Here is a 22,426-nt window from a genome sequence, read left to right as displayed (position 1 = left end):
AGTCAACCATTTGTTTTTTATGATTTTTTTACGCGCATCTGTTGACAGTGCCGGAAACCCGCCTTAGATATGGTTTCAAGATAGCCAGCCAGCAGATGCCAGCCAGCCATCATCATCCCGACATTCTGGAACTCCACCCAGCAAGGCCACCTATCGGCAGCCAGCGCGGCAGGGTTCAGATGTCGGTTTTTTTCATTCGCGGGATCGGAACGGGGCAATGACGGCACATCATCACGCGGATGACGCCAGTTGCCTGTTTTGCCGGATCGCTGCGGGCGACTTTCCCGCGCATGAGGTGTTTCGCGATGACCGGATCGTCGCCTTCCTCGATATAGGCCCGATTCGCGACGGGCATGTGCAGATCATTCCGCGCGACCACTATGAAACCTTCGACGAACTTCCCGCCGATCTTGCGGCAGCGATTATGTATCTGGCGCAGCGTTTGGCGCGCGCGCAGAAGGCGGTGTTCGGAGTCGGGCGCGTGGGGTTTCTGTTCACCGGGGGCGACATCGCCCATGCCCATGCCCATCTGGTGCCGTTGGTCGAAAAGACCGACATCACCTCGCGCCGATATATCGTCGAGGATAAGCTGACCTGGCGCGACCTGCCCCGGCCAGAGCGTGGGGCGCTGCGCCAGACCGCCGAGGCGCTGTCGGTGGCGCTGAAGGATCAGCCGGATAGCTGAGCGCGGATCGGGCAGATCGTGGTTTTTCGGCGATCTAAGCCCTGCAGATGTGCCATCGGCATTGTCAGAACGCGCCGCGGTGCTATAGCTGAAACCCCGTTTCGCAGGTCCAGCCTTTTGCCCGATCCCGCCCTCCGCACTGGTTTCGTCTCACTGGTCTCTGCCGGACCGGGCGACCCCGAATTGCTGACGCTGAAGGCTGTCCGCAGATTGGCCGAGGCGCAGGTGGTGCTTTACGATGACCTTGCTTCGGGCGCGGTGCTGGATCACGCGGCGCCAGAGGCGCAACTGATCCCGGTCGGGAAACGCGCCGGGCGCCCGTCGGCCCGGCAGGAGCATGTGAACCAGCTTCTGGTGCAACATGCCGAGGCCGGGTTGCGCGTGGTGCGGCTGAAATCCGGAGATGCGGGGATTTTCGGGCGGCTGGAGGAAGAACTGATCGCCCTGACCGCAGCCGGTATCCCTTTCGAGATCGTGCCGGGGGTCAGCTCGGCCAGCGCGGCGGCGGCTGCGGCGGGGATTCCGCTGACCCGGCGGCTGACCGCAAGACGGCTGCAATTCGTTACCGGCGCGGATGTGACGGGCAGGTTGCCCGCCGATATCAACTGGGCCGCGATTGCCGATCCGGGTGTGACCACGGTGATCTTCATGGGGCAGCGCAGCTTTCCCGAACTGGTGCGGGGCCTGCGCGAGCACGGACTTTCCGGCGATACACCCGCGCTTTTCGCCGAATCCGTCGGCCATCCGCATCAGCGGCTGATCCGCACGACCATCGACGAACTGGCCCGGATGATGGAAAAGGCCGAGGTGTCGCAGCCGGGTCTGATCCTCTATGGCCCGCTGGCCTTCGATGCCACGCCGCAGATCGGCTGAAGCGGTTAAAAGTCAACGAAAACTTACTTCAAAAGCGCCTTAGAACCGGCGCGACAAGGCAGGGGATTCGGGCGCATTCTCAGCCCTGTCCTGATCCATTCCTGCGGCTTTCAATCCTGCTGACGATACATGCTCACCTATCGCCACGTGGTCACATACGGGACCACGCAACAACGCTGGCTGTCCCGCGTCACTGACCTTGCTTCGACGGTCATTGACGGACAGACATTGCTGTTCTCGACCAACGGGCCGGGCGGCGGGCTGTCCAGTTTTCGGCTGAACGGACCAGATGTGCCGCTGTCACCGATAGCGACGCTCGGATTTCCGGACAACTTTACCTATCAGCGCCCGTCGACGCTGACGGTGCTGTCGAAGGCTGGCGACAATGTCCTGCATCTGGGCGGACTGGGCGGGGCCGAGGCGTTGGCTGCGGGTGCCGTCGCCTCGGGCGCGCTGACTGATTTTGCGCGGCTGTTTCAGGGCACGCAGATCGGAACCGGGCTTTCGACCATCGGCCAGTTCGAGGCGGGCGGAACCAGCTTCGTCTATTCCTCGCATCAGAAATCGCTGCAACTCGACATTCAGCGGCTGAACAGCAATGGCAGCCTGACCGATATCTCGTCGCGGATGCTGGTGGCCAAGGATGCGCTGCAAGGGGCGGCGCTGGATCAGATCGTCGGCCTGACGGTGGGGGGGCAGAAAATCCTGATCGCCATATCGGGTCTGGGCGATTTCATTGCGACCAATCTGATCTCGCCGGCGGGGGTGATTACAGGCGGGTCGATGCATCTGGGCACTATGGGGGCGGGCTATGCGGTGCCCTCATCCATCACGGCGATGCAGTTCGGTGGGCAAAGTTTCGTGGTCATGGGCGGGGCCGGTTCATCCTCGCTCACGGTGTTTCGCGTCGGCGCCGATGGCTCGCTGACCCGAACCGACCATGTGATCGACCAGCTCGGCACACGTTTTTCAAGGGTGGATGAGCTGGCAAGCGTCACCATCGACGGGCGCGCCTTTGTCATTGCGGGCGGCGCGGATGAAGGGGTCAGCCTCTTCACCCTGACGCCGGACGGTCGGCTGATCCATTTGCACAACATCGTCGATACATTCGGCACCACCCTTGCCAATATCGGCGCGATCGAGGCGGTGTCGGTGGACGGCCGCATCATGCTGTTCATCGCCAGCCGAACCGAGACCGGGCTGACGCAGATCATGCTGGACCCCGGCCAGATCGGCCTGACCGAACGGGTCAACACGGCCGCTTTCACCGGCAGCGCGGGAAATGACATGCTGCTGGCCGCGCCCAATACCACCAGCCTGAGCGGCGGGGACGGAGACGATCTGCTGATCTCTGCCGGGTCGGCGATCACGCTGAACGGCGGCAATGGCGCGGATATCTTTGCGCTGCTGCCAGCGGCAGGCGTGATCCGCATTATGGATTACGAACCGGGCATCGACCGGCTGGACCTGTCGATGCTAGGCACGATCCGCAGCATCATGCAGCTTAACTTCGTGCCCCGCGATTGGGGGATGCGGATCGTCTGCCGTGACCTGGTGGTTGAGGTCCGCACACGCGACGGCACCCCGCTGCAACCGTCGCATTTCACCAATGACATGTTCAGGATGCCGCATCACTGGGGCCCGGATCTGGACCCCGAGGTCAAGCCGCCCGATGTCGGGACGGTAGGGAAATGGGTCATTGGCACGCCTGCGGCCGATCAGCTTCTGGGCGGCGCCGGAGCGGATCAGATCTATGCGGGCGCGGGTCACGACACGGTCTCGGCGGGCGCGGGGAACGACACCATCGCCGGCGAGGATGGCAATGACCTGCTGCGCGGGCAGGACGGTGACGATTCGATCCGCGGCGGCGGTGGCTTCGACATGATCCACGGCGATTCCGGCAACGATCTTCTGCTGGGAGAGGCGGGGAATGACACGCTTTATGGCGGGATCGGCGATGACACCTTGCGCGGCGGAACCGGGCATGACGCCCTGAATGGCGGCAGCGGCAACGATGTTCTTTACGGCGAGGGCGGAAATGATCTGCTGTCGGGTGGCATCGGAAACGACCGGCTTGAGGATTTCTCGGGCAACAACACCCTGCTGGGCGGTCTTGGCTTTGACACCCTGATCGCGGGGGCGGGGATTGACCTTCTGCGCGGGGGAAATGGCAACGACCAGCTTCGCGGTGGTGCGGGTGATGATGAACTGCGTGGCGAAGTCGGCAACGACATTCTGTCGGGCGAGGATGGGAATGATGGCCTCTGGGGCGGGATCGGCAATGACCGGCTTTTCGGCGGTGCCGGGAACGATACGCTTTATGGCGAGGCCGGGAATGACTGGTTGGAGGATTTTCTGGGCCGGAATGTCCTGATCGGAGGTATCGGCAATGACACCCTGAGGGGTGGCACCGGCTGGGACCGGCTGGAGGGTGGCGCTGGCAATGACCTGCTGCAGGGTGGTGGCGGCAATGACACCTTGCGCGGCGATGCGGGGAATGACCGGCTTGAGGTTCAGGCGGGCAACAACCGGCTGGATGGCGGCTCGGGCCATGACACGCTGATTGGCGGCACCGGGCCCGACACTTTGCTGGGGGGCTTCGGCAATGATCTTCTCAGCGGTGGCGGCGGGAATGACCGGCTGAACGGCAATGGCGGCAACGATACGCTGAAGGGTGATGCGGGCAACGACTGGCTGGAGGATCTGACCGGCAACAACCGGCTGGAGGGCGGGACCGGGGACGACACGCTCAAGGCTGGCGCGGGTTCCGACACTTTGCGCGGCGGTGCGGGGAAAGACCTGTTCTATGGGGGCGATGGAAACGACCATCTCTTCGGCGATGCGGATAACGATATTCTTTACGGCGGCGCCGGAAACGATGTGCTGGAGGGCGGTTCGGGCGATGACCAGCTATTCGGTGACAGTGGCCGCGATACGTTGCGTGGTGGTGCGGGGAATGACAGCTTGCATGCCGGGACCGGGAACTCTTTCCTTGATGGCGGCGACGGCAACGACATCCTGCGGGGGGCTGCAGGGGCGGACCGGCTGATCGGAGGAACCGGGCGCGACAAGCTTTATGGCGGCGGCGGGCATGACGATCTGTCGGGCGGGGTCGATCACGACAGCCTCTATGGCGGCTACGGCAACGATACCTTGCGTGGTGACGACGGCAACGACCTGCTGGACGATCAATTCGGTAACAATGTCCTGCAGGGCGGGACCGGCAATGACCGGCTGAATGCGGGGCCGGGCGCTGATCGTTTGTCGGGAGGGGCTGGCAATGACAGCCTCAATGGCGGGCCGGGCAATGATCGTCTGGATGGGGGTGCGGGCACGGATACGATGGTCGGCGGGCTTGGCGCGGACACCCTGATCGGAGGGTCCGGGAATGACATTTTCCGCTATCTGTCCCAACAGGACAGCCGACCCGGCGCAGAGGCGGATCTGGTCATCGACTTTCGACCGGGGCAGGATCGGCTGGATCTGGCCGCGCTGAACCTGACCTATATCGGCGAAGGCGATTTTTCGGCCAGACGGCAATTGCGCTGGACGCACGAAGATCACGACACCCATATTCTGGCCGACCTGAATGGCGATGGCCGCACCGATATGATGATCGTGTTAGAGGGGAAGCTGCATCTCGACGCAGATGACTTCCTGCTTTAGCGGCTCAGCCGCGCGACCGCCCAACTGGCCGCGTCGGCAACGGTCGCATCGGCATCGCCGGTCAGGGACCGCGCCACCGGCGCCAGCCGCGGATCGGCGGAATTGCCGATGGCATAAAGCACGTTCCTGACGAACCGATCCCGACCGATCCGCTTGATCGGACTGCCCGAGAACCGCGCCCGGAACCCGGCATCGTCCAGAACCGCCAGTTCCGCCAAAGGCGGCGCACCGACAATGCCGCTATAGCGCATTTCGGTGCCCGCCTGCGCGAACTTGTTCCACGGACAGACCGCCAGACAATCGTCGCAACCATAGATGCGATTGCCCATCAGACTGCGCAATTCGGGATCGACGGGTCCTTTGTGCTCGATGGTCAGATAGGAAATGCAGCGCCGCGCATCCAGTTGATAGGGCGCGGGAAAAGCGCCGGTCGGACAGGCGTCGAGACAGGACCGGCATGACCCGCAATGCGATATTTCGGGCATATCCGGCGGCAGCGGCAGCGTGGTGAAGATCGAGCCCAGAAAGAACCAGCTTCCCAGATCGCGCGACAGCAGGTTCGTATGCTTCCCTTGCCAGCCCATCCCGGCAGCTTGGGCCAGCGGCTTTTCCATCACCGGCGCGGTATCGACGAAAACCTTGATCTCTTCCCCGGGACATTGCTCTATCAGCCAGCGGCCCAGCCGTTTCAGCCGCTTTTTGACCAGATCGTGATAATCCCGGCCATGAGCATAGACGCTGACCGCCGCCCGATCCGGCTGATCCAGCACCGCCAAAGGATCATGCTCGGGCGTGTAAAGCTCCGCCAGCACGATCACTGAACGCGCCTCGGGCCACAAAGCCGTCGGATCGCCGCGCCAGTTTATCCGCTCGGCCATCCAGCCCATCTGCCCATGCCGCCCGGCGTCCAGAAACTGTTGCAACCGCTCGGCAATCTCGGGCGTGGAACCGGGCAGCGTCACCCGCATTCGCGAAAATCCCACGGCCTCGGCCTCGGCGGCCAGCCGCGCTTTCATGTCCGTGGCAGAGATACCCTCGGGGGGCCCGGGGGGCGAAGCGCCCCCGGCCGTCGCGGGACGCAGCCGCGCCGCCCTATCCGAAGTCGAGCTCGGCATAATGTGGGGCCGGGTGGATGCCGGGCACCTGATCCGCGAGGATCGAGCGGAAGGCCGGGCGCGATTTGATCGTCGCATACCAGTCGCGCAGCGTCTCGGAGCGATCCCAGTCCACGTCCGAGATATAGTCGAGGCAGGAAAAATGCGCAGCCGCCGTGAAATCGGCCAGCGACATGTTCGCCCCGGCCAGCCAGCGGCGGGTTTCCAGCAGCGAGGACAGATAATCGATATGTTCCTTGATCGCGCGCAGCCCGTCCTTGACCACGCGGCTGTCGGGATAACCGGCACGGGTGACCTTCTTCCAGACGCGCTCGTTCAGGATCGGCGACGTGACCTCGGCGTTGAATTTGTCGTCGAACCACGAACACAGCCGCCTGACCTCGTGCCGTTCCAGCGGAGCTTGCGGCATCAGCGGAGGCTGCGGCACCGATTCATCCAGATATTCGACGATGGCCTGACTTTCGGCCAGCATATTGCCGCGATAACGCAGCACCGGCAGCTTGCCTGCCGGGTTGCGGCGGCGAAGCTCGGGCGGGTTTTCCCAATAGCGTTCCTCGACCAGTTCGACCTCGATCCGCTTCTCGGCCAGCACCAGCCGCACCTTTCGGCAGAAAGGCGACAGGGCGGTGTGGTAAAGGCGCGTGGTCTGGGTATTGGTATTCATTGGTCGCTTCGGTCCCTTTGTCGCAACGGCGACTTGATACGCCCGCACCGGGGCCGTTTCAACCGGAACGCGGGATGTCAAAGCAAGCCGCGCGCCCATCCCGCGCAATCGTGGCCGCGCCATCGGCAATTGCCCGCGACCGGCGCGAGGCCTGATGCGGGCTGCGCGATTTCGGAGCGGGCAGGATCGCCGCCAGCCGCGCCGCCTGAACCGGGGTCAGCCGGTCCGCAGTCGTGCCGAAATATTCGCGCGACGCCGCGCCGATGCCGAAAATCCCCGGCCCGAATTCGGCCACGTTCAGATAGACTTCAAGGATCCGCCGCTTTGACCAGAACGCCTCGATCATCGGCGTAAACCCGGTTTCCAGCGCCTTGCGCGGCCAGCTTCGCTTCTGCCACAGGTAAACGTTCTTCGCGACCTGCTGGGTGATGGTCGAGGCACCGCGACTGCTGCCCGAATTCACCACATTGCGGATCTCGGCCATGTCGAAACCCCAATGCAGGCAGAAATTCGCATCCTCTGCCGCCACCACCGAACGCAGGAAGACCGGCGCGATATCCTCGATATCGACCCATTCCCGGTCGGCGATCTGATGCTGCCGCCCCTCAGTCACGATGGTCCATGTGGTCGGCGGGTTGATCAGCGCATAGATCAGCACCATCACCACCATCAGCCCCAGCATCCGCGCTGCGAACCAGCGCAGCCAGACCATGACACGACGCAGCGGTCGCCAGCGGCGGACCGCTTTCTTCTCGACCGGCTCGGCGGCGGGGGGGCTGAACAGGATGCGCAGGACCATGGTTCGGCTTTGTCACGCGCGCCGCCCTTGCGTCAAGGTGAACCCGGCGGTTTCGACCCCGAACCGCGCCGGTGGCTGCGTTTCCCGTGCATCAACTGCGGATACCAATCTTGTTACCGCGCCGCCGAAACACTTGCGTTTTGACGGAAACGCAATGCATAAGCGCCCCACTTATGCGTTATTCAAATGGTGTCGATCGCCGATGAGGCTGACCCTGATCCTGATGATGATGGTCGCGTTCGTGACCATGACCGTCTCGACGGCTGGGCAAAGCTTTGCCGGATCGACCTGTAGCTCGCAATTGCAGGTGGCGGACATGTGCTATGCCGTCGCGGTTCCTGCTGCGCAAGCCGACCCCGCACAGAAGGCCGGTTCCTCCTGCATCGATCTGACATTGCCGCAAAACGCGGTCGTGCCAATCGAAGTGGCCGCCCGGCCCCTTTCGTTCGCGATTCAGCGGATTTCGTCGGCCGTGTCTCAGCCCTTGGTGCCGTTACCGCCTCCACGCGCCGCCTGATCGATTATCCGTTCGATACCGGCCCGTTTTTCTGGGCCAAAACAGGCTATTACTTGCGCCGCAGAAGACGGACGCAACGCATTGGAGACTAATATGAGCTATCAAACCACCACCACCGCCCGCCCCCGTCTGCAATCGCTCTATGACGCGATTGCGCCTTTTACCGTGCTGTATATGCGCGCCATCGCCGGGATCGCTCTGATGGTCCATGGCTGGCCGAAAATTCAGGCACCGATGGGCAATATCGATATGGTGCAGGGGCTTGGCTTCTATCCGGGCTGGCTGTTCTCGCCCGCTCTGGCCGCGACCGAGTTCTTTGGCGGCCTGCTGCTGCTGATCGGCCTGCTGACCCGTCCGGCCGCACTGGCCGCATCTTTCGTGCTGCTGATCACGGTCTATTTTCACTGGGTTAAGCTGGGTCAGGGCTATTCCGGCTCGGAACTGTCGCTGATCTGGGTCGGCGTGACCCTGTATTTCGTCGCTCATGGCGGTGGCCGCTATTCGGTCGATCGCGCCATCGGCAAGGAAATCTGATCGAGGGTAACGGGGCGGCCCGCGATGGGCGCGCCCCTTTCCATCCCGAGCCAAAGAAAAACGCGGCCCCGCAAAGGGCCGCGTTCTGCTTTCATTAGGGCGAGTTGCCTGCCTTATTCGGCGGGCACTGCCATGTCCTCGACCGCCATGATGGGATGGGACAGCCGCGACAGCATCTCTTTCGGGCAGATCTGCAGGAACAGGGTCTTTTGATAGTCCCAATCCTGCAAAATCTCTTCGGCCCGGCGTGACCCGGTTTCCTTCAGGTGCCGTTCGACCAGCGTTTTCAACTGGTTTTCCCAATGCTCCTGCGTGACCGGGCACATCACCAGCGTCTCATCGTTGATGTAGTCGCGGGCGACACCTTCCGGGTCATAGAGATAGGCCATCCCGCCGGTCATCCCCGCACCGAAGTTGGTGCCGATCCGGCCAAGGATCACCGCGACGCCGCCGGTCATGTATTCGCAACCATTGGTGCCGCAGCCTTCGATCACCACATTCGCACCCGAATTGCGGACCGCGAACCGCTCGCCCGCGCGACCGGCGGCGAACAGGTAGCCGTCGGTTGCGCCGTAAAGCACGGTGTTGCCGATGATGGTGTTGTCCGCCGCGACCAGCGGGCTGGACATCGGCGGGCGCACGACGATGGTGCCGCCCGACAGACCCTTGCCCACATAGTCGTTGGCATCGCCCGACACTTCCAGCTTCAGCCCCGGCGCGGCAAAGGCGCCAAGCGCCTGACCCGCGCTGCCGGTCAGACGGATCGTCAGGTGATCCGGTTGCAGATTGTTCCGCATCCCGAATTTCTGCACGATCAGCGAAGAGGTGCGCGTGCCGATGGTCCGCAGCGTGTTGCGGACGGCATAGGACAGTTGCATCTTCTCGCCATCCTCGAAGAAGCGGGCGGCGTCCTTGACGATTTCGCTGTCCAGCGTCTCCAGCACGGCATTGCGCGGTTTCGAGCGGTCATAGACGATCTTGTCCCAGCCATCGACGGTGATCAGCAGCGGGTTCAGGTCCAGATCGTCCAGATGCGCGGCACCGCGGCTGACCTGCGTCAGCAGATCGGCGCGACCGATCACCTCATCAAGGCTGCGCGCCCCGATATTGGCAAGGATCTCGCGAACCTCCTGCGCGTAGAAGGTGATCAGGTTGACCACCTTGTCGGCGCTGCCGGTGAACATCGCGCGCAGGCGTTCGTCCTGCGTGCAGACGCCGACCGGGCAGGTGTTCGACTGGCACTGACGCACCATGATGCAGCCCATCGCGATCAGCGCGGCGGTGCCGATGCCGTATTCCTCGGCCCCCATCATCGCCGCCATGACGATGTCGCGGCCGGTGCGCAGCCCGCCATCGGTGCGCAAGGTCACCCGTTCGCGCAGGCGGTTCATCGCCAGAACCTGATGCGCCTCGGTCAGGCCCATTTCCCACGGCAGGCCCGCGAATTTGATCGAGGTCGCGGGCGATGCCCCGGTGCCGCCGTTATGGCCCGAGATCAGGATGATATCGGCCTTGGCCTTGGCCACGCCCGCCGCGATGGTGCCGACGCCGGAGCCGGCGACCAGCTTCACCGTGATCTTGGCGCGCGGGTTGATCTGCTTCAGGTCATAGATAAGCTGCGCCAGATCCTCGATCGAGTAGATATCGTGGTGCGGCGGCGGGCTGATCAGCGTGACGCCCGGCGTCGAATGCCGCAGCCGCGCGATCAGCGAAGTCACCTTCATGCCGGGCAATTGCCCGCCCTCGCCGGGCTTCGCGCCCTGCGCCACCTTGATCTCCAGCTCTTCGCAGGCGTTCAGATATTCGGCGGTGACGCCGAACCGGCCCGAGGCCACCTGCTTGATCTTGGCGCAAGGATTGTCGCCATTCGGCAGAGGATGGCTGTGAGCCGGATCCTCGCCGCCCTCGCCGCTGTCGGATTTCGCGCCGATGCGGTTCATGGCGATGTTCAGCGTCATATGCGCCTCGGGCGACAGCGCCCCAAGCGACATCCCCGGCGTCACAAAGCGCTTGCGGATCGAGGTGATGCTTTCCACTTCCTCGATCGGCACCGGCTTGCCCAAGGGCTTGATGTCCAGGAGATCGCGGATATGGATCGGCGGGTTGGCCCGCATGGTCTTGCTGTATTGCTTCCACAGATCATAGGACGCCTTGTCGCAGGCCATCTGCAACATCTTCATCGTATTGGCTTCCCAGGCGTGTTTTTCGCCCGAGCGGCGCAGCTTGTAGAAGCCGCCGACCGGCAGCAATTCGACATTGCCCGCATCGCCCGCCTGATAGGCCTTGCGGTGCAGTTCCTCGACCTTGGCCTGAAGCCCGTGCAGACCGATCCCCGAGATACGGCTTTGCATGCCGGGGAAATATTCGGCCACCATCGCGCGGGACAGACCCACGGCCTCGAAGTTCAGACCGCCGCGATAGGACGACAGGACCGAAATCCCCATCTTCGCCATAATCTTCAGCAAACCGGCATCCACCGCATCGCGATAGCGGCGCATGTTATCGACCAGCGAGCCGGTCAGCAGGCCTCGATCGATCCGGTCCTGAATCGAATCTTGGGCCAGATAGGGGTTCACCGTGGTCGCACCACTGCCGATCAGCACCGCGAAGTAATGCGGATCGATACATTCCGCCGAACGCACGTTGATCGAACAGAAGGTCCGCAGCCCCTTGCGCGTCAGCCAGCTATGCACAGCACTGGTGGCAAGGATCATCGGCACGCCGACCTTATCGGGGCCCTGATGCTCATCCGTCAGCGCCAGATGCCCGGCACCCGAACGCACGGCATCCTCGGCCTCGGCCCGGATCCGGGCAAGGCTTTCGGCCAGCGCCTCGGCCCCGCCATTGGCCGGGAAGGTGCAGTCGATATAGGTCACCGCCTCGCCGAACATGCCGATCATCTCGCCGAATTCCGCATTCGCCATGAACGGGGTTTCCAGCATCAGGATCTCGGTCTGGGCGCTGCTTTCATCCAGCACGTTCTTGAGGTTGCCGAACCGCGTCTTCAGCGACATCACCCGCGTTTCGCGCAGGCTGTCGATGGGCGGGTTCGTCACCTGAGAAAAGTTCTGGCGGAAGAAGTGGCTCAGCGGGCGATACTGGTTCGACAGAACCGCAGGCGGGGTATCGTCGCCCATCGAGGCGATCGATTCCTTGCCATCTTCGGCCATCGGCGACAGGACGTGTTCCAGTTCCTCCAGCGTATAACCGGCAGCCGATTGACGGCGGCGCAGCTCTTCGCCGTTGAAATGGGCGTTTTCGGGCAGATCGTTCAGGCCCGGCGACAGATGCACGATCTTGCCGACCCATTCGTCATAGGGCTGGCTGGAGGCCAGTTTGTCCTTGATTTCGCTGTCGTGGTACAGCTTGCCGTCCCACATATCGACCGCGATCATCTGCCCCGGCCCAAGCGCGCCCTTTTCGACGACATTGGATTCGTTGACCGGAACCATGCCGACCTCGGACCCCGCGATCAGCAGCTTGTCGCCGGTGACGACATAGCGCATCGGGCGCAGCCCGTTACGGTCCAGACCGCCGCAAACCCAACGGCCATCGGTCATCGCCAAAGCGGCAGGACCGTCCCACGGCTCCATCACGGCGTTGCAATAGGAATACATGTCCCGCCACGCCTTCGGCATGTCGGTGGTGGCATTCGACCACGCCTCGGGGACCAGCATCGTCTTGGTCATCGGCGCATTCCGCCCCGAGCGGACCATCACCTCGAACACCGCATCCAAAGCCGCCGAGTCCGACGATCCGGCAGGCACGATCGGCTTGATATCCTCGGCCATGTCGCCGAACGCGCTGGAGGCCATGCGGATCTCGTGGCTTTTCAGCCAGTTGAGGTTGCCCTTCAGCGTGTTGATTTCGCCGTTATGGGCCAGCATGCGGAACGGCTGGGCCAGCCACCATTGCGGGAAGGTGTTGGTGGAATAGCGCTGGTGATAGATCGCGAAGGCGCTTTCGAACCGCTCATCCTTCAGGTCCGGATAGAACTCGGCCACCTGTTCGGCCAGCATCATCCCCTTGTAGATGATCGACCGGCAGGACAGCGACGAGAAGTAAAGCTGCTGCACCTGTGCGGCAACGGCCGCCCGCTCGATCCGGCGGCGGATGATATACAGCTCGCGTTCGAACTGGATATGATCGATGTCCTTTTCGCAGCGGATCAGGATCTGTTCGATCTCGGGGCGGGTGGCATTGGCCTTTTCGCCCAGAACGGCGGTGTTCACCGGCACATGCCGCCAGCCATAGATGTAATGGCCCATCCGCAGCACTTCGGATTCCACGATGGTCCGGCAGGTTTCCTGCTGGGCAAAGTTGGTCCGCGGCAGGAAGACCTGACCGACGGCGATCATCTTCGCGGGATCGGGCTCGTGACCCGTGCGGCGGATCTGGTCATGGAAGAAGGGAACCGGGATCTGCACATGGATGCCCGCGCCATCGCCGGTCTTGCCATCGGCATCGACCGCGCCGCGGTGCCAGATCGCCTTCAGCGCATCGATGCCCGCCTGCACCACCTTGCGGCTGGCCTTGCCCTCGACCGACACAACAAGACCCACGCCGCAGGAGGAATGTTCATCCTCTTCGCGGTAAAGGCTGTTTTCGGCCATCCATTCCCGCTTCGCGGTCTCGGAGACGAGCCATTTTTCGTCAAATTCAGCCATTGATGCCTCCTTGGGGTGAGCCTGGGTTGGTTGATGAGATTTCAGGAATTGGTGTGATGCCGCGATCTTGTGCGTTCGAGATCGCAAGAACGATGGTGTGCCACAGCCACAAGGCGATCAGAGCGATGGGGAACATGACAACATCGACAATTAAAGCGTTGCTGAACGCGCGCGCGGACCCACTGCTCGCAATCTCGCCAGACAGGGTTCCCAGACCGTTGCTGCTAAGAAATGCCAGCCACCAGATGATGAACAGCTTCGGCAGCGGGGTGTCGATCGGACGGTCCGGCGAAATCGAGCTGTTATAAACTTCGCGTATCGCCTGATACGGCTTGAAGAGATTCGCGATGGGTATGAAGTGCCAGCCCACAGCCCAGCCCGGAGAGATGCGGTCGCGACGGGGCGCAATGATCGCCGCGTTCCTTGCCGCGCGATAGATCCAGAACCCACTTAATATGAAGGCGGAGACATAGACCGCGATATAGGACAGCCCGACGACGTTCACGGTGTTGTCCAGATCGTCTGCACGCTGAAGCGAGACTTCTTCTGCAAACGCACCCGAATCTCTCTCATCTACGAAGCGCGCGAGGCGCAAGGATATATACAGATATCCGACCTCGCAGACTGCCGCCGCGATCAAGGCCCTTGATATCCACCGCTGCAGGCCGCCCAGCGGCGTCAGATGAAGTGGCTGCCTATCCTGCATCTGCCTGCACCTCGGGCGAGAGGCGCTCGAACCGCGCCATCATCTCGTCGCAATCGAACTGCGGCACGGTCTCGCCAAAGCCGTCCTCGCCGGGAAAGGCGAACAGAACCGGGCTGTCATCGCTTTCGAACTTCTCGCCGGTCCAGTCGGCCATGCTTTCGGTGCCGCCAAGAAAGCGGCCCATTTCGCGGCTGATGAACTGGTTGCCGCTGCGTTCGATCAGCAGATCGCCATTGGCGTTGAAGGTCTTCAGATGGAATCGCGTCTGTTCCAGCTCGACGCCGTCAATGGTCGTCTTCTCGCCGGTCAGCTTGTCAAAGCCGATATTGCGCAGCCGCTCGCCGGTGCTGGATTCCGTCCAGAAGTCGAAATCGTCATAGCCGGTTTCTTCCAGCGTGCTGAAGCTGGCATGATCCTTGGAATTCTCGACCAGCCGGTCCTGAATGCCGTTGATGGTGTTGATGCTTTCCATCCAGCGCGTCTCGGCATCGATCCGCGACTGATAGCGCAGGCCGTCCTTGCCAAAGATCGCCGTCCGCATGTCGCCTTGGGTGTCGCCCGAGCAGACGTAATGCTGACTGACCGAGCAGCCCCGGTTCTGCACCGTCACATTCAGCGTGCAGCCTTGAGGCGGCGAAAATTCACCCGCCTTGACCGCGCCCGGCAACAGCAGCGCCGCCGCAGCCAGCCCGGCCCCTGCCAGAAGCGTCAGCCAGCCTGACCTGTCAGGCGTCGCGGCGATTGCGCGCGCAACACCCACCGTGCGTTGCCGGTGTACAGGCTGTGTACGTTCAGTGCTTGCCTTGTGCATCATTGGAGCGCCCTCATTCAGCGGCAACGCGAGCGCTGCCCGACAGGTAATTCGCAATCGCTTCGGCGGCCTCGCGACCATCACGGATCGCCCAGACAACAAGGCTGGCTCCCCGCACGATATCGCCCACCGCATAGACACCCGGCAACGAGGTCTGGTGCGTCTGGAAATCCGCCTTGATGGTGCCCCAACGGGTCACTTCCAGCCCATCGACACCCCACAGTTTCGGCAGATCCTCGGGCTCGAAGCCAAGGGCCTTGATGACCAGTTCGGCGGGCTCGTCGTAATCCGCGCCCTCGATCAGTTCCGGCGACTGACGGCCCGACACATCCGGCGCGCCCAGCCGCATCTTCTGGATGCGGACATTGGCGATCCGGACGGAAACCCCATCCACATCAACCTCTTGCGCCTCTGCGGCAATGCCGGTCACATGCCCGCTGAACGAACCGGGGGCCGACATCCAGACGAAATCGACGCCCTCTTCCTCGGCATTCTGCACTTCGCGCTGCGAGCCGGGCATATTGGCACGGTCGCGGCGATAGAGGCATTTCACCGATTCCGCACCCTGCCGGATGGCGGTGCGGACGCAGTCCATGGCGGTGTCGCCGCCACCGATGACGATGACGCGCTTGCCCGCCGCATTCAGTTCGCCATCCTCGAAATCGGGGACGGTATCGCCGAAATCGACCTTGTTCGAGGCGGTCAGATAATCGATGGCCCGCACGACGCCACCGGCATTCGCGTTGTCGATGTCCAGATCGCGGGTCTTGTAAACGCCCGTCGCGATCAGCACCGCATCATGCTGTTCGCGGATTTCCTTGAAGGAAAGATCCTCGCCAACATTGCAGTTCAGCACGAACTTCACACCGCTGTCTTCCAGCAGCTTGTTGCGGCGCATGACCACGTCTTTTTCCAGCTTGAAGCCGGGGATGCCATAGGTCAGCAGCCCGCCCGCGCGGTCATAGCGGTCGTAGATCGTGACCTGAAATCCCTGCCTGCGCAGCAGGTCTGCCGCCGCCAGCCCGCCCGGACCCGCGCCGATGATGCCGATGCTTTCGGCGCGTTCCTGCAGCGGGGCCGACGGCTGGATCCAGCCGTTTTCCCACGCCGTATCGGTGATGTATTTCTCGATCGAGCCGATGGTGACGGTGCCATGCCCCGACTGCTCGATCACGCAGTTGCCTTCGCACAGACGGTCCTGCGGGCAGATGCGGCCACAGATTTCCGGGAAGGTATTGGTGGCCTGACTGACGCGATACGCCTCTTCCAGACGGCCTTCGGCGGTCAGCCGCAGCCAGTCGGGGATATTGTTGTGCAGCGGGCAATGCGACTGACAATAGGGCACGCCGCATTGGCTGCAACGGCTTGCCTGTTCGGCGGCCTTCACCGCCGCGAATTCGCGATAGATCTCGTGGAAGTCCTCGGCCCGCTCTGACGCGCTTCGCTTTTCGGGCATCTCGCGGGGGGTCGAGACGAATTTCAACATCTTCTGCGTGGCCATTGCTGCGCAACCTTCCCTTCCAGATCTCCACAAGCCTCAATAATGCAGGGGATCCGTAAAGAAAAGTCAGCAATGCTTACCTAAATGCGAGATTTATGGCTTCATCACCAAAAAATCACGTTCATCCGGGCAAAAATAGGTCAGCATTTGTTACATACCGGCCAGCATAGCCAGCAAAGCAAGGGTTCCGACGACGATTCGCCACCATGCGAAAAACGCGTAACCGTGCTGTGACACGTAACCAAGCAGCCAGCGCACCACCAGAATCGCGCTGATGAAGGCCGCGACGAAGCCAACTGCGATATTGCCCATGGCCGCCATGTCCAGAATATCACGATTCTGGTAAAGGTCGTAGCTGAACGCCCCCAGCATGGTCGGCATCGCCAGAAAGAACGAAAATTCCGCTGCCGAGCGCTTGTCTGCCCCAAGAAGCAGCGCGCCAACAATCGTTGCCCCCGAACGCGACACGCCGGGGATCATCGCGAGGCATTGGATGAAGCCGATTTTCAGCGCCATCGACAGCGGAAAATCCTCGGCCCGGGTATAGACCGGGTCTTTGGCGTTGCGATCCACCCATAGTAAGATGAAGCCGCCGACGATCAGCATCACCGCGATCAGGATCGGCGTTTCGAACAGCACTGTCTTGATGAAGTCATGCGCGATCACCCCGATCACCACCGCTGGCGCGAAAGCCAGAAGGACGGCGGCGACAAAGCGACGTGCGCCGGGATCATGTGGCGCGGCGCGCAGGATCTGGATGATCCGTGTGGCATAGACGCCCAGAACCGCCAGAACCGCGCCAAGCTGGATCATCACCTCGAAGGCGCGACCCGGCGAATCGAAATCGAGGAAATGTCCGGCCAGAAGGATATGCCCGGTTGATGAAACCGGAATGAACTCGGTCAGGCCCTCGATGACGCCAAGGACACCCGCAACAATCGTATTTGAAGACATTACAGTGCGCGCAGGTTTTTGGCCGAGCGCTTGATCTCTTCATACTGACCGGATGGCCGGAAGCGCCACAGATATTCGTCCAGCACCATTTCAGCCGCGATCGGCTCGATGCCCAGATCGGCGAAACTCTTCGCGCCCTCTGCGACCACATTGTCCTGCGACAGCAGCGCAAGTTGATCCCGGTTCAGCGGGTTCTTGACGATGCCGCCGGTCAGCATGCTGGCAACGCCGAACACGCCCGAGCCGATGCGGGCGATCCAGAAGGGCAGGTTCACCACCAGACGGCGGCGCACAATCGCGGCCAGAGTCTGCGCCACGACCTCACGAACGGTCAGAACATCAGGGCCGCCAAGTTCGTAGATGCCCGGCTCGGCCTTGCATTCAGCGGCATTTGCCGCGGCCAAGGCAACGTCATTGACGCTGACCGGCTGCAATTTGGTTTTGCCGCCGACGATCGGCATGACAGGGCCAAGCAGGGCCATGGCGGCGAAGCGGTTATAGAACTGATCGCCGATGCCGAACATTACCGAGGGGCGCAGCACCACGGCATCCGGGCGCAGCTCTAACACCGCAGCCTCGCCCTTGGCTTTGCCCGCGATATATTCGCTGTCCGAGCTCGCATCGACGCCGATGCCCGAGACATGGACCACCTGCGCGACACCCATTTCCTTCGACAGCCGCGCGATATGTTCGGCGCCCTCGACGAAAACGTTCTGGAAATTGCTTTTGCCTTCGCGGCCATGGATGTTGACGCAGTTGACCACTGCATCGGCATCGGACATCGCCAGCCGGACGGAAGCCTCGTCACGGATATTGCACAGCACCGGGACGACCTGACCCACGGCGCCGTAGGTCCGGGTGAACAGCGCCTCGTCGGGGCGGCGCACGGCGACGCGGACGCGCCAGCCACGGCTGGCCATCTGCCGCGCGACCTGCCGGCCCAGGAAACCCGATCCGCCAAAGATCGTGACCAGTTTCGCCATGTGCCTATGCCTCCGTTAGTGCCATCGGTTTGGACGGATCATTACTCAAACTGCCGGGGGCGGGCAAGGTGAACAGAAACAGGGGCGGCGACGGGCTTGGGGACCGCTTCCGGGTGCCGAAGATTTTCCCGATTATTTTCCGAAACCCCCATTGACGGCCCCTGCGACTGCGATTAATCACCCCGCTCACACCACCTGCCCAGGTGGCGGAATTGGTAGACGCGCACGGTTCAGGTCCGTGTGCCGCAAGGCGTGGAGGTTCGAGTCCTCTCCTGGGCACCATAAATCAAAAGCGCCGGGGAACGATCCGTTTCCCGGCGCTTTTGCCATTCGGGTCGGGCCATCCCCGCCATATTTTGCTGGATCAGAACCCTGCTTTCTGGTCAGAACGACCAAAGGCATACCGCACGGAACAGGCGCGATGAGCATACATCTTTACCAGAACGATCTTCCCGAAGACCTCGATCTTGGCCCGGTCGTGGCCATCGATACCGAGACGATGGGCCTGGACCCGCGCCGCGACCGGCTGTGTCTGGTGCAGATGTCCTCGGGCGACGGAACCGCGCATCTGGTCCAGATCGAGCGTGGTCAGACCGAGGCGCCGAACCTGACGAAGATGCTGACCGATCCCAAGGTCACGAAATTGTTCCATTTCGGCCGCTTCGACATCGCCGCGCTGGAAAATGCGTTCGGCGTGGTGACCTCGCCGGTCTGGTGTACCAAGATCGCCTCGAAACTGATCCGCACCTATACCGACCGGCACGGTCTGAAATACCTGCTCAGCGAACTTGTCGGCGTCGATGTCAGCAAGCAGCAGCAGACCAGTGACTGGGGCGCCGAGGATCTGACCGATGCGCAGCTTGAATATGCCGCGTCGGACGTTCTGCACTTGCACCGGCTCAAGGCGGCGCTGGAAGAAAGGTTGCGCCGCGAGAACCGGATGGGTCTTGCACAGGCCTGTTTCGACTTTCTTCCGGCCCGCGCCCATCTGGACCTGCTGGGGTGGGGGGATGTAAACGACATCTTCCATCACTAGATTGCCGCCATGACGAGCTATCTTGAAACGGCCCGCCGCGTGATCCGAACCGAGGCGCAGGCGCTTGAACTGCTGGCAGAGGGCCTTGGCCCCGAGTTTCAGCAGGCGGTCGATCTGATCCTAGCGGCGACCGGGCGGGTGATCGTTTCGGGCATGGGCAAGTCGGGCCATATCGCCCGCAAGATTGCGGCGACGCTGGCCTCGACCGGCACGCCCGCGCAATTCGTCCATCCGGCCGAGGCAAGCCATGGCGATCTGGGCATGGTCACCAAGACCGATGTGGCGCTGGTTCTGTCAAACAGTGGCGAAACGCCCGAGCTGGCCGATCTGATCGCCCATACCCGCCGTTTCCAGATCCCGTTGATCGGGGTCGCGTCACGCCCTGAATCGACGTTGCTCCGGCAATCCGATGTGCGGCTGGTCCTGCCCGCCGCCCCCGAGGCCTGCGGTTCGGGGATCGTGCCGACCACTTCGACCACGATGACGCTGGCGCTTGGCGATGCGCTGGCCATCGCGCTGATGGAGCATCGCCGCTTCACCCCGGAACATTTCCGCACCTTCCATCCGGGCGGCAAACTGGGCGCGCGTCTGGCGAAGGTCGCCGATCTGATGCACCGCGATATGCCGCTGGTCGATGCGACCACCCCCATGACCGAGGCGCTGCTGGAAATCAGCCGCAAAAGCTATGGCGTGACCGGGGTGCTGGACGGCAATGGCGCGCTGGTCGGGATCATCACCGACGGCGACTTGCGGCGGCACATGCAGGGGCTTCTGGACCACAATGCCGCCGAGGTGATGACCAGCCACCCGCAGGTGATCGCCCCCGAGGCGCTGGCCGAGGCCGCGCTGGCCGAGATGCAGTCCCGCAAGATCACCTGCCTTTTCGCAGTCGAGGACGGCAAGCCTGCGGGTATCCTGCATATCCACGATTGCCTGCGCGCCGGGCTGGTCTAGGCCATGACCCGAACCCGCATCGTCCGCTGGCTGCGCGTCCTGTTGCCGCTTCTGGCGCTGGTCATGCTATCGACGCTGTTCCTGTTCTCGCGCGAATCCGACACCGAATCGCAGATCCCCTATGCCGAGGTAGATGCCGAGGCCATGGCCCGCGACCCCCGCGTGGTCGCGCCTCAATATTCCGGTGTGACCAGCGATGGCGCCAGCCTCAACCTGCAGGCGGGACAGGCTGCCCATGACCGCCCCGAAGGCGGCAGCGCCAGCGATCTTCGTCTGGACTGGCAGCGCCCGGACGGGCTGAAAGCCGATATCACGGCCCCGGCGGCCGACATGACCGATGGCGTCATCGAACTGAGTGGCGGCGTCCGCATGCAGACCTCGTCCGGCTGGACCGTCGATGCCGAGCGGATCGAGGCCGGCACCCGGACCTCGCGCATCGCCGCCGAGAGCGGGGTCGAGGCGCAGGCTCCTTTCGGGCAACTTACCGCCGGTCGGATGGAATTGACCCCGGATGAGGGTGCGGAAGGTGACGCACCGGCCATCTTGAACTTTTCGAACGGCGTTCGTTTGATATATCAACCGTGAACGCATAAATTTTTCCCAACCCGATCCCCGGAAGGACCAGACAGATGCTGCGCCCCCTGCTGACCGCCCTGATCCTTGCGGCCGCCCCGGCGGGGGCACAGCAGGTCGCCTTTGGCGGCATGAGCGCCGACGCCTCGGCCCCGGTCGAGGTTGCGGCGGACAATCTGGCCGTCAATCAGGCCGATGGCAGCGCGGTCTTTACCGGCAATGTGGTGATTGGGCAGGGTCAGATGCGTCTGGCCGCCGACAGTGTGACCGTGGAATATGCCGATAGCGGCCAAAGCCGGATCCGTTCGCTTCATGCCAAGGGCAAGGTCACACTGGTCTCGGGCGAAGACGCCGCAGAGGCTGCCGAGGCGATCTATGAGGTCGAATCTGGCAATGTCACGCTGACCGGCGATGTCGTGCTGACCCAGGGTCAGAACGTGCTGACCGGGAACCGCATGACCGTCAGCCTGACCGACGGCACCGCGCAGGTCGAAGGCCGCGTGCGCACGATCCTGCAGCCGGGCAATAACTGATGCCGCAACTGCCCCCCGTCAGCAACAAGGGCCTTTCTGTCCGCGGCTTGCGCAAATCCTACAAGAATCGCCCGGTGATCCGCGATGTCTCGATCGATCTGTCGCGCGGCGAGGTGGTGGCGCTGTTGGGTCCGAACGGGTCAGGCAAAACCACCTGCTTCTATTGCATCGCCGGGCTGGTGCCGCCCGATGCCGGTCAGGTTCTGATCGATGGTCAGGACGCCACCCGCCTGCCGATGTTCCGCCGCGCCCGGATGGGGATCGGCTATCTGCCACAGGAAATGTCGATCTTTCGCGGCCTGACGGTCGAACAGAACATCATGGCCGTGCTTGAGGTTGCGCTGAACGACGCTCGCCACCGCCGCGACCGGCTAGAGGAATTGCTGGGCGATTTCTCTATCGGCCATCTGCGCGGCGCGCCCGCCCTTGCGCTGTCCGGCGGTGAGCGCCGCCGGGTCGAGATCGCCCGCTGCCTTGCCTCAAACCCCGCCTTCCTGCTTCTGGACGAACCCTTCGCGGGCGTCGATCCGATTGCGGTGGGTGAGATTCGTGAACTGGTCCACGATCTGAAAACCCGTGGCATCGGCGTGCTGATCACCGACCACAACGTCCGCGAGACACTGGGCATCGTCGATCGGGCCTATATCCTGCATGACGGGCATGTTCTGATGTCCGGCTCGACCGATGAGATCGTCGCCGACAAGCGTGTCCGCGAGGTCTATCTGGGCGACAGCTTCCAGATGGGGTGATTCCGCCCGCAAGGGGGTGAATGCCGCCGCCTGCATCGCGCGCGCGGATTTCGGCCCGTGCCGGTAGCGGAAACGACCCCGATGGGGAACGGATGCGTCATTTTCG

The 22,426-nt window shown here is 62.8% G+C and carries 19 protein-coding genes and 1 tRNA gene; 11 read left to right on the top strand and 9 right to left on the bottom strand.

Annotated features, from left to right (window positions below):
• Positions 1-217 precede the first annotated feature (217 nt).
• From JJJ17_RS19140 to JJJ17_RS20655, 3 genes are all read left to right on the top strand, one after another.
• A complete protein-coding gene (locus JJJ17_RS19140) occupies positions 218-685 on the top strand; it encodes an HIT family protein (RefSeq protein WP_200689337.1) in 468 nt (155 codons plus the stop codon).
• Positions 686-802: 117 nt separating this feature from the next.
• Entirely contained in the window at positions 803-1,558 is a 756-nt protein-coding gene (gene cobA, locus JJJ17_RS19135) for a uroporphyrinogen-III C-methyltransferase (protein WP_200689335.1), read from the top strand.
• Between the two features lie 129 nt (positions 1,559-1,687).
• A complete protein-coding gene (locus JJJ17_RS20655) occupies positions 1,688-5,224 on the top strand; it encodes a M10 family metallopeptidase C-terminal domain-containing protein (RefSeq protein WP_325168842.1) in 3,537 nt (1,178 codons plus the stop codon).
• On the opposite strand, the gene queG is transcribed toward JJJ17_RS20655, so the two are convergent.
• The 3 genes from queG to mtgA form a co-directional block, all read right to left on the bottom strand.
• Positions 5,221-6,240, bottom strand: a complete 1,020-nt coding sequence (gene queG, locus JJJ17_RS19125) for a tRNA epoxyqueuosine(34) reductase QueG (protein WP_200689333.1) — start codon at positions 6,238-6,240, stop codon at positions 5,221-5,223. The genes JJJ17_RS20655 and queG overlap by 4 nt on opposite strands.
• A gap of 76 nt (positions 6,241-6,316) precedes the next feature.
• Entirely contained in the window at positions 6,317-7,003 is a 687-nt protein-coding gene (gene fzlA / locus JJJ17_RS19120) for an FtsZ-binding protein FzlA (protein WP_200689331.1), read from the bottom strand.
• Positions 7,004-7,061: 58 nt separating this feature from the next.
• Positions 7,062-7,802 (bottom strand): monofunctional biosynthetic peptidoglycan transglycosylase, encoded by a 741-nt coding sequence (gene mtgA / locus JJJ17_RS19115; protein WP_200689329.1) that lies wholly within the window; start codon positions 7,800-7,802, stop codon positions 7,062-7,064.
• 202 nt (positions 7,803-8,004) lie between these two features.
• On the opposite strand from mtgA, the gene JJJ17_RS19110 reads away from it, so the two are divergent.
• Both JJJ17_RS19110 and JJJ17_RS19105 read left to right on the top strand, forming a co-directional pair.
• Complete coding sequence (locus JJJ17_RS19110) at positions 8,005-8,319, top strand: hypothetical protein (RefSeq protein WP_200689327.1); 315 nt, start codon at positions 8,005-8,007, stop codon at positions 8,317-8,319.
• 93 nt (positions 8,320-8,412) lie between these two features.
• Positions 8,413-8,853, top strand: a complete 441-nt coding sequence (locus tag JJJ17_RS19105; RefSeq protein ID WP_200689325.1) for a DoxX family protein — start codon at positions 8,413-8,415, stop codon at positions 8,851-8,853.
• A gap of 113 nt (positions 8,854-8,966) precedes the next feature.
• Here JJJ17_RS19105 and gltB read toward each other — a convergent pair whose 3' ends face one another.
• From gltB to JJJ17_RS19075, 6 genes are all read right to left on the bottom strand, one after another.
• Positions 8,967-13,520 (bottom strand): glutamate synthase large subunit, encoded by a 4,554-nt coding sequence (gltB, locus tag JJJ17_RS19100; RefSeq protein ID WP_200689324.1) that lies wholly within the window; start codon positions 13,518-13,520, stop codon positions 8,967-8,969.
• Positions 13,513-14,226 (bottom strand): DUF4328 domain-containing protein, encoded by a 714-nt coding sequence (locus tag JJJ17_RS19095; RefSeq protein ID WP_200689322.1) that lies wholly within the window; start codon positions 14,224-14,226, stop codon positions 13,513-13,515. The genes gltB and JJJ17_RS19095 overlap by 8 nt, the downstream gene beginning before the upstream one ends.
• Positions 14,216-14,986, bottom strand: a complete 771-nt coding sequence (locus JJJ17_RS19090) for a hypothetical protein (protein ID WP_200689320.1) — start codon at positions 14,984-14,986, stop codon at positions 14,216-14,218. The genes JJJ17_RS19095 and JJJ17_RS19090 overlap by 11 nt, the downstream gene beginning before the upstream one ends.
• Before the next feature lie 64 nt (positions 14,987-15,050).
• The gene (locus JJJ17_RS19085) at positions 15,051-16,538 is read right to left on the bottom strand and encodes an NAD(P)-dependent oxidoreductase (RefSeq protein WP_200689318.1); all 1,488 of its coding nucleotides are present in this window, start codon (positions 16,536-16,538) and stop codon (positions 15,051-15,053) included.
• A 150-nt stretch (positions 16,539-16,688) separates the two neighbouring features.
• Positions 16,689-17,492 (bottom strand): undecaprenyl-diphosphate phosphatase, encoded by an 804-nt coding sequence (locus tag JJJ17_RS19080; RefSeq protein WP_200689316.1) that lies wholly within the window; start codon positions 17,490-17,492, stop codon positions 16,689-16,691.
• Positions 17,492-18,475: a complex I NDUFA9 subunit family protein gene (locus JJJ17_RS19075; RefSeq protein WP_200689314.1), complete on the bottom strand. Its 984-nt coding sequence runs from the start codon at positions 18,473-18,475 to the stop codon at positions 17,492-17,494. Before JJJ17_RS19075 ends, JJJ17_RS19080 begins: the two co-directional genes overlap by 1 nt.
• 197 nt (positions 18,476-18,672) lie before the next feature.
• Between JJJ17_RS19075 and JJJ17_RS19070 the strand changes: the two genes are divergently transcribed.
• From JJJ17_RS19070 to lptB, 6 genes are all read left to right on the top strand, one after another.
• A tRNA-Leu gene (locus JJJ17_RS19070) sits at positions 18,673-18,757 on the top strand.
• A 139-nt stretch (positions 18,758-18,896) separates the two neighbouring features.
• The gene (locus JJJ17_RS19065) at positions 18,897-19,511 is read left to right on the top strand and encodes a ribonuclease D (RefSeq protein WP_200689313.1); all 615 of its coding nucleotides are present in this window, start codon (positions 18,897-18,899) and stop codon (positions 19,509-19,511) included.
• A gap of 9 nt (positions 19,512-19,520) precedes the next feature.
• Entirely contained in the window at positions 19,521-20,465 is a 945-nt protein-coding gene (locus tag JJJ17_RS19060; RefSeq protein WP_200689311.1) for a KpsF/GutQ family sugar-phosphate isomerase, read from the top strand.
• Positions 20,466-20,468: 3 nt separating this feature from the next.
• Positions 20,469-21,050 (top strand): hypothetical protein, encoded by a 582-nt coding sequence (locus JJJ17_RS19055; RefSeq protein WP_200689309.1) that lies wholly within the window; start codon positions 20,469-20,471, stop codon positions 21,048-21,050.
• Positions 21,051-21,094: 44 nt separating this feature from the next.
• Entirely contained in the window at positions 21,095-21,571 is a 477-nt protein-coding gene (gene lptA / locus JJJ17_RS19050) for a lipopolysaccharide transport periplasmic protein LptA (RefSeq protein ID WP_200689307.1), read from the top strand.
• The gene (gene lptB / locus JJJ17_RS19045; RefSeq protein ID WP_200689305.1) at positions 21,571-22,320 is read left to right on the top strand and encodes an LPS export ABC transporter ATP-binding protein; all 750 of its coding nucleotides are present in this window, start codon (positions 21,571-21,573) and stop codon (positions 22,318-22,320) included. Before lptA ends, lptB begins: the two co-directional genes overlap by 1 nt.
• Positions 22,321-22,426 lie beyond the last annotated feature (106 nt).

It is taken from the genome of Paracoccus caeni (assembly GCF_016629665.1).
In the GTDB taxonomy this organism is placed as follows: Bacteria; Pseudomonadota; Alphaproteobacteria; order Rhodobacterales; family Rhodobacteraceae; genus Paracoccus; species Paracoccus caeni.
The sequence above is the reverse complement of the archived record's forward strand: the minus strand, read 5'-3'. Positions and strand labels throughout refer to the sequence as shown.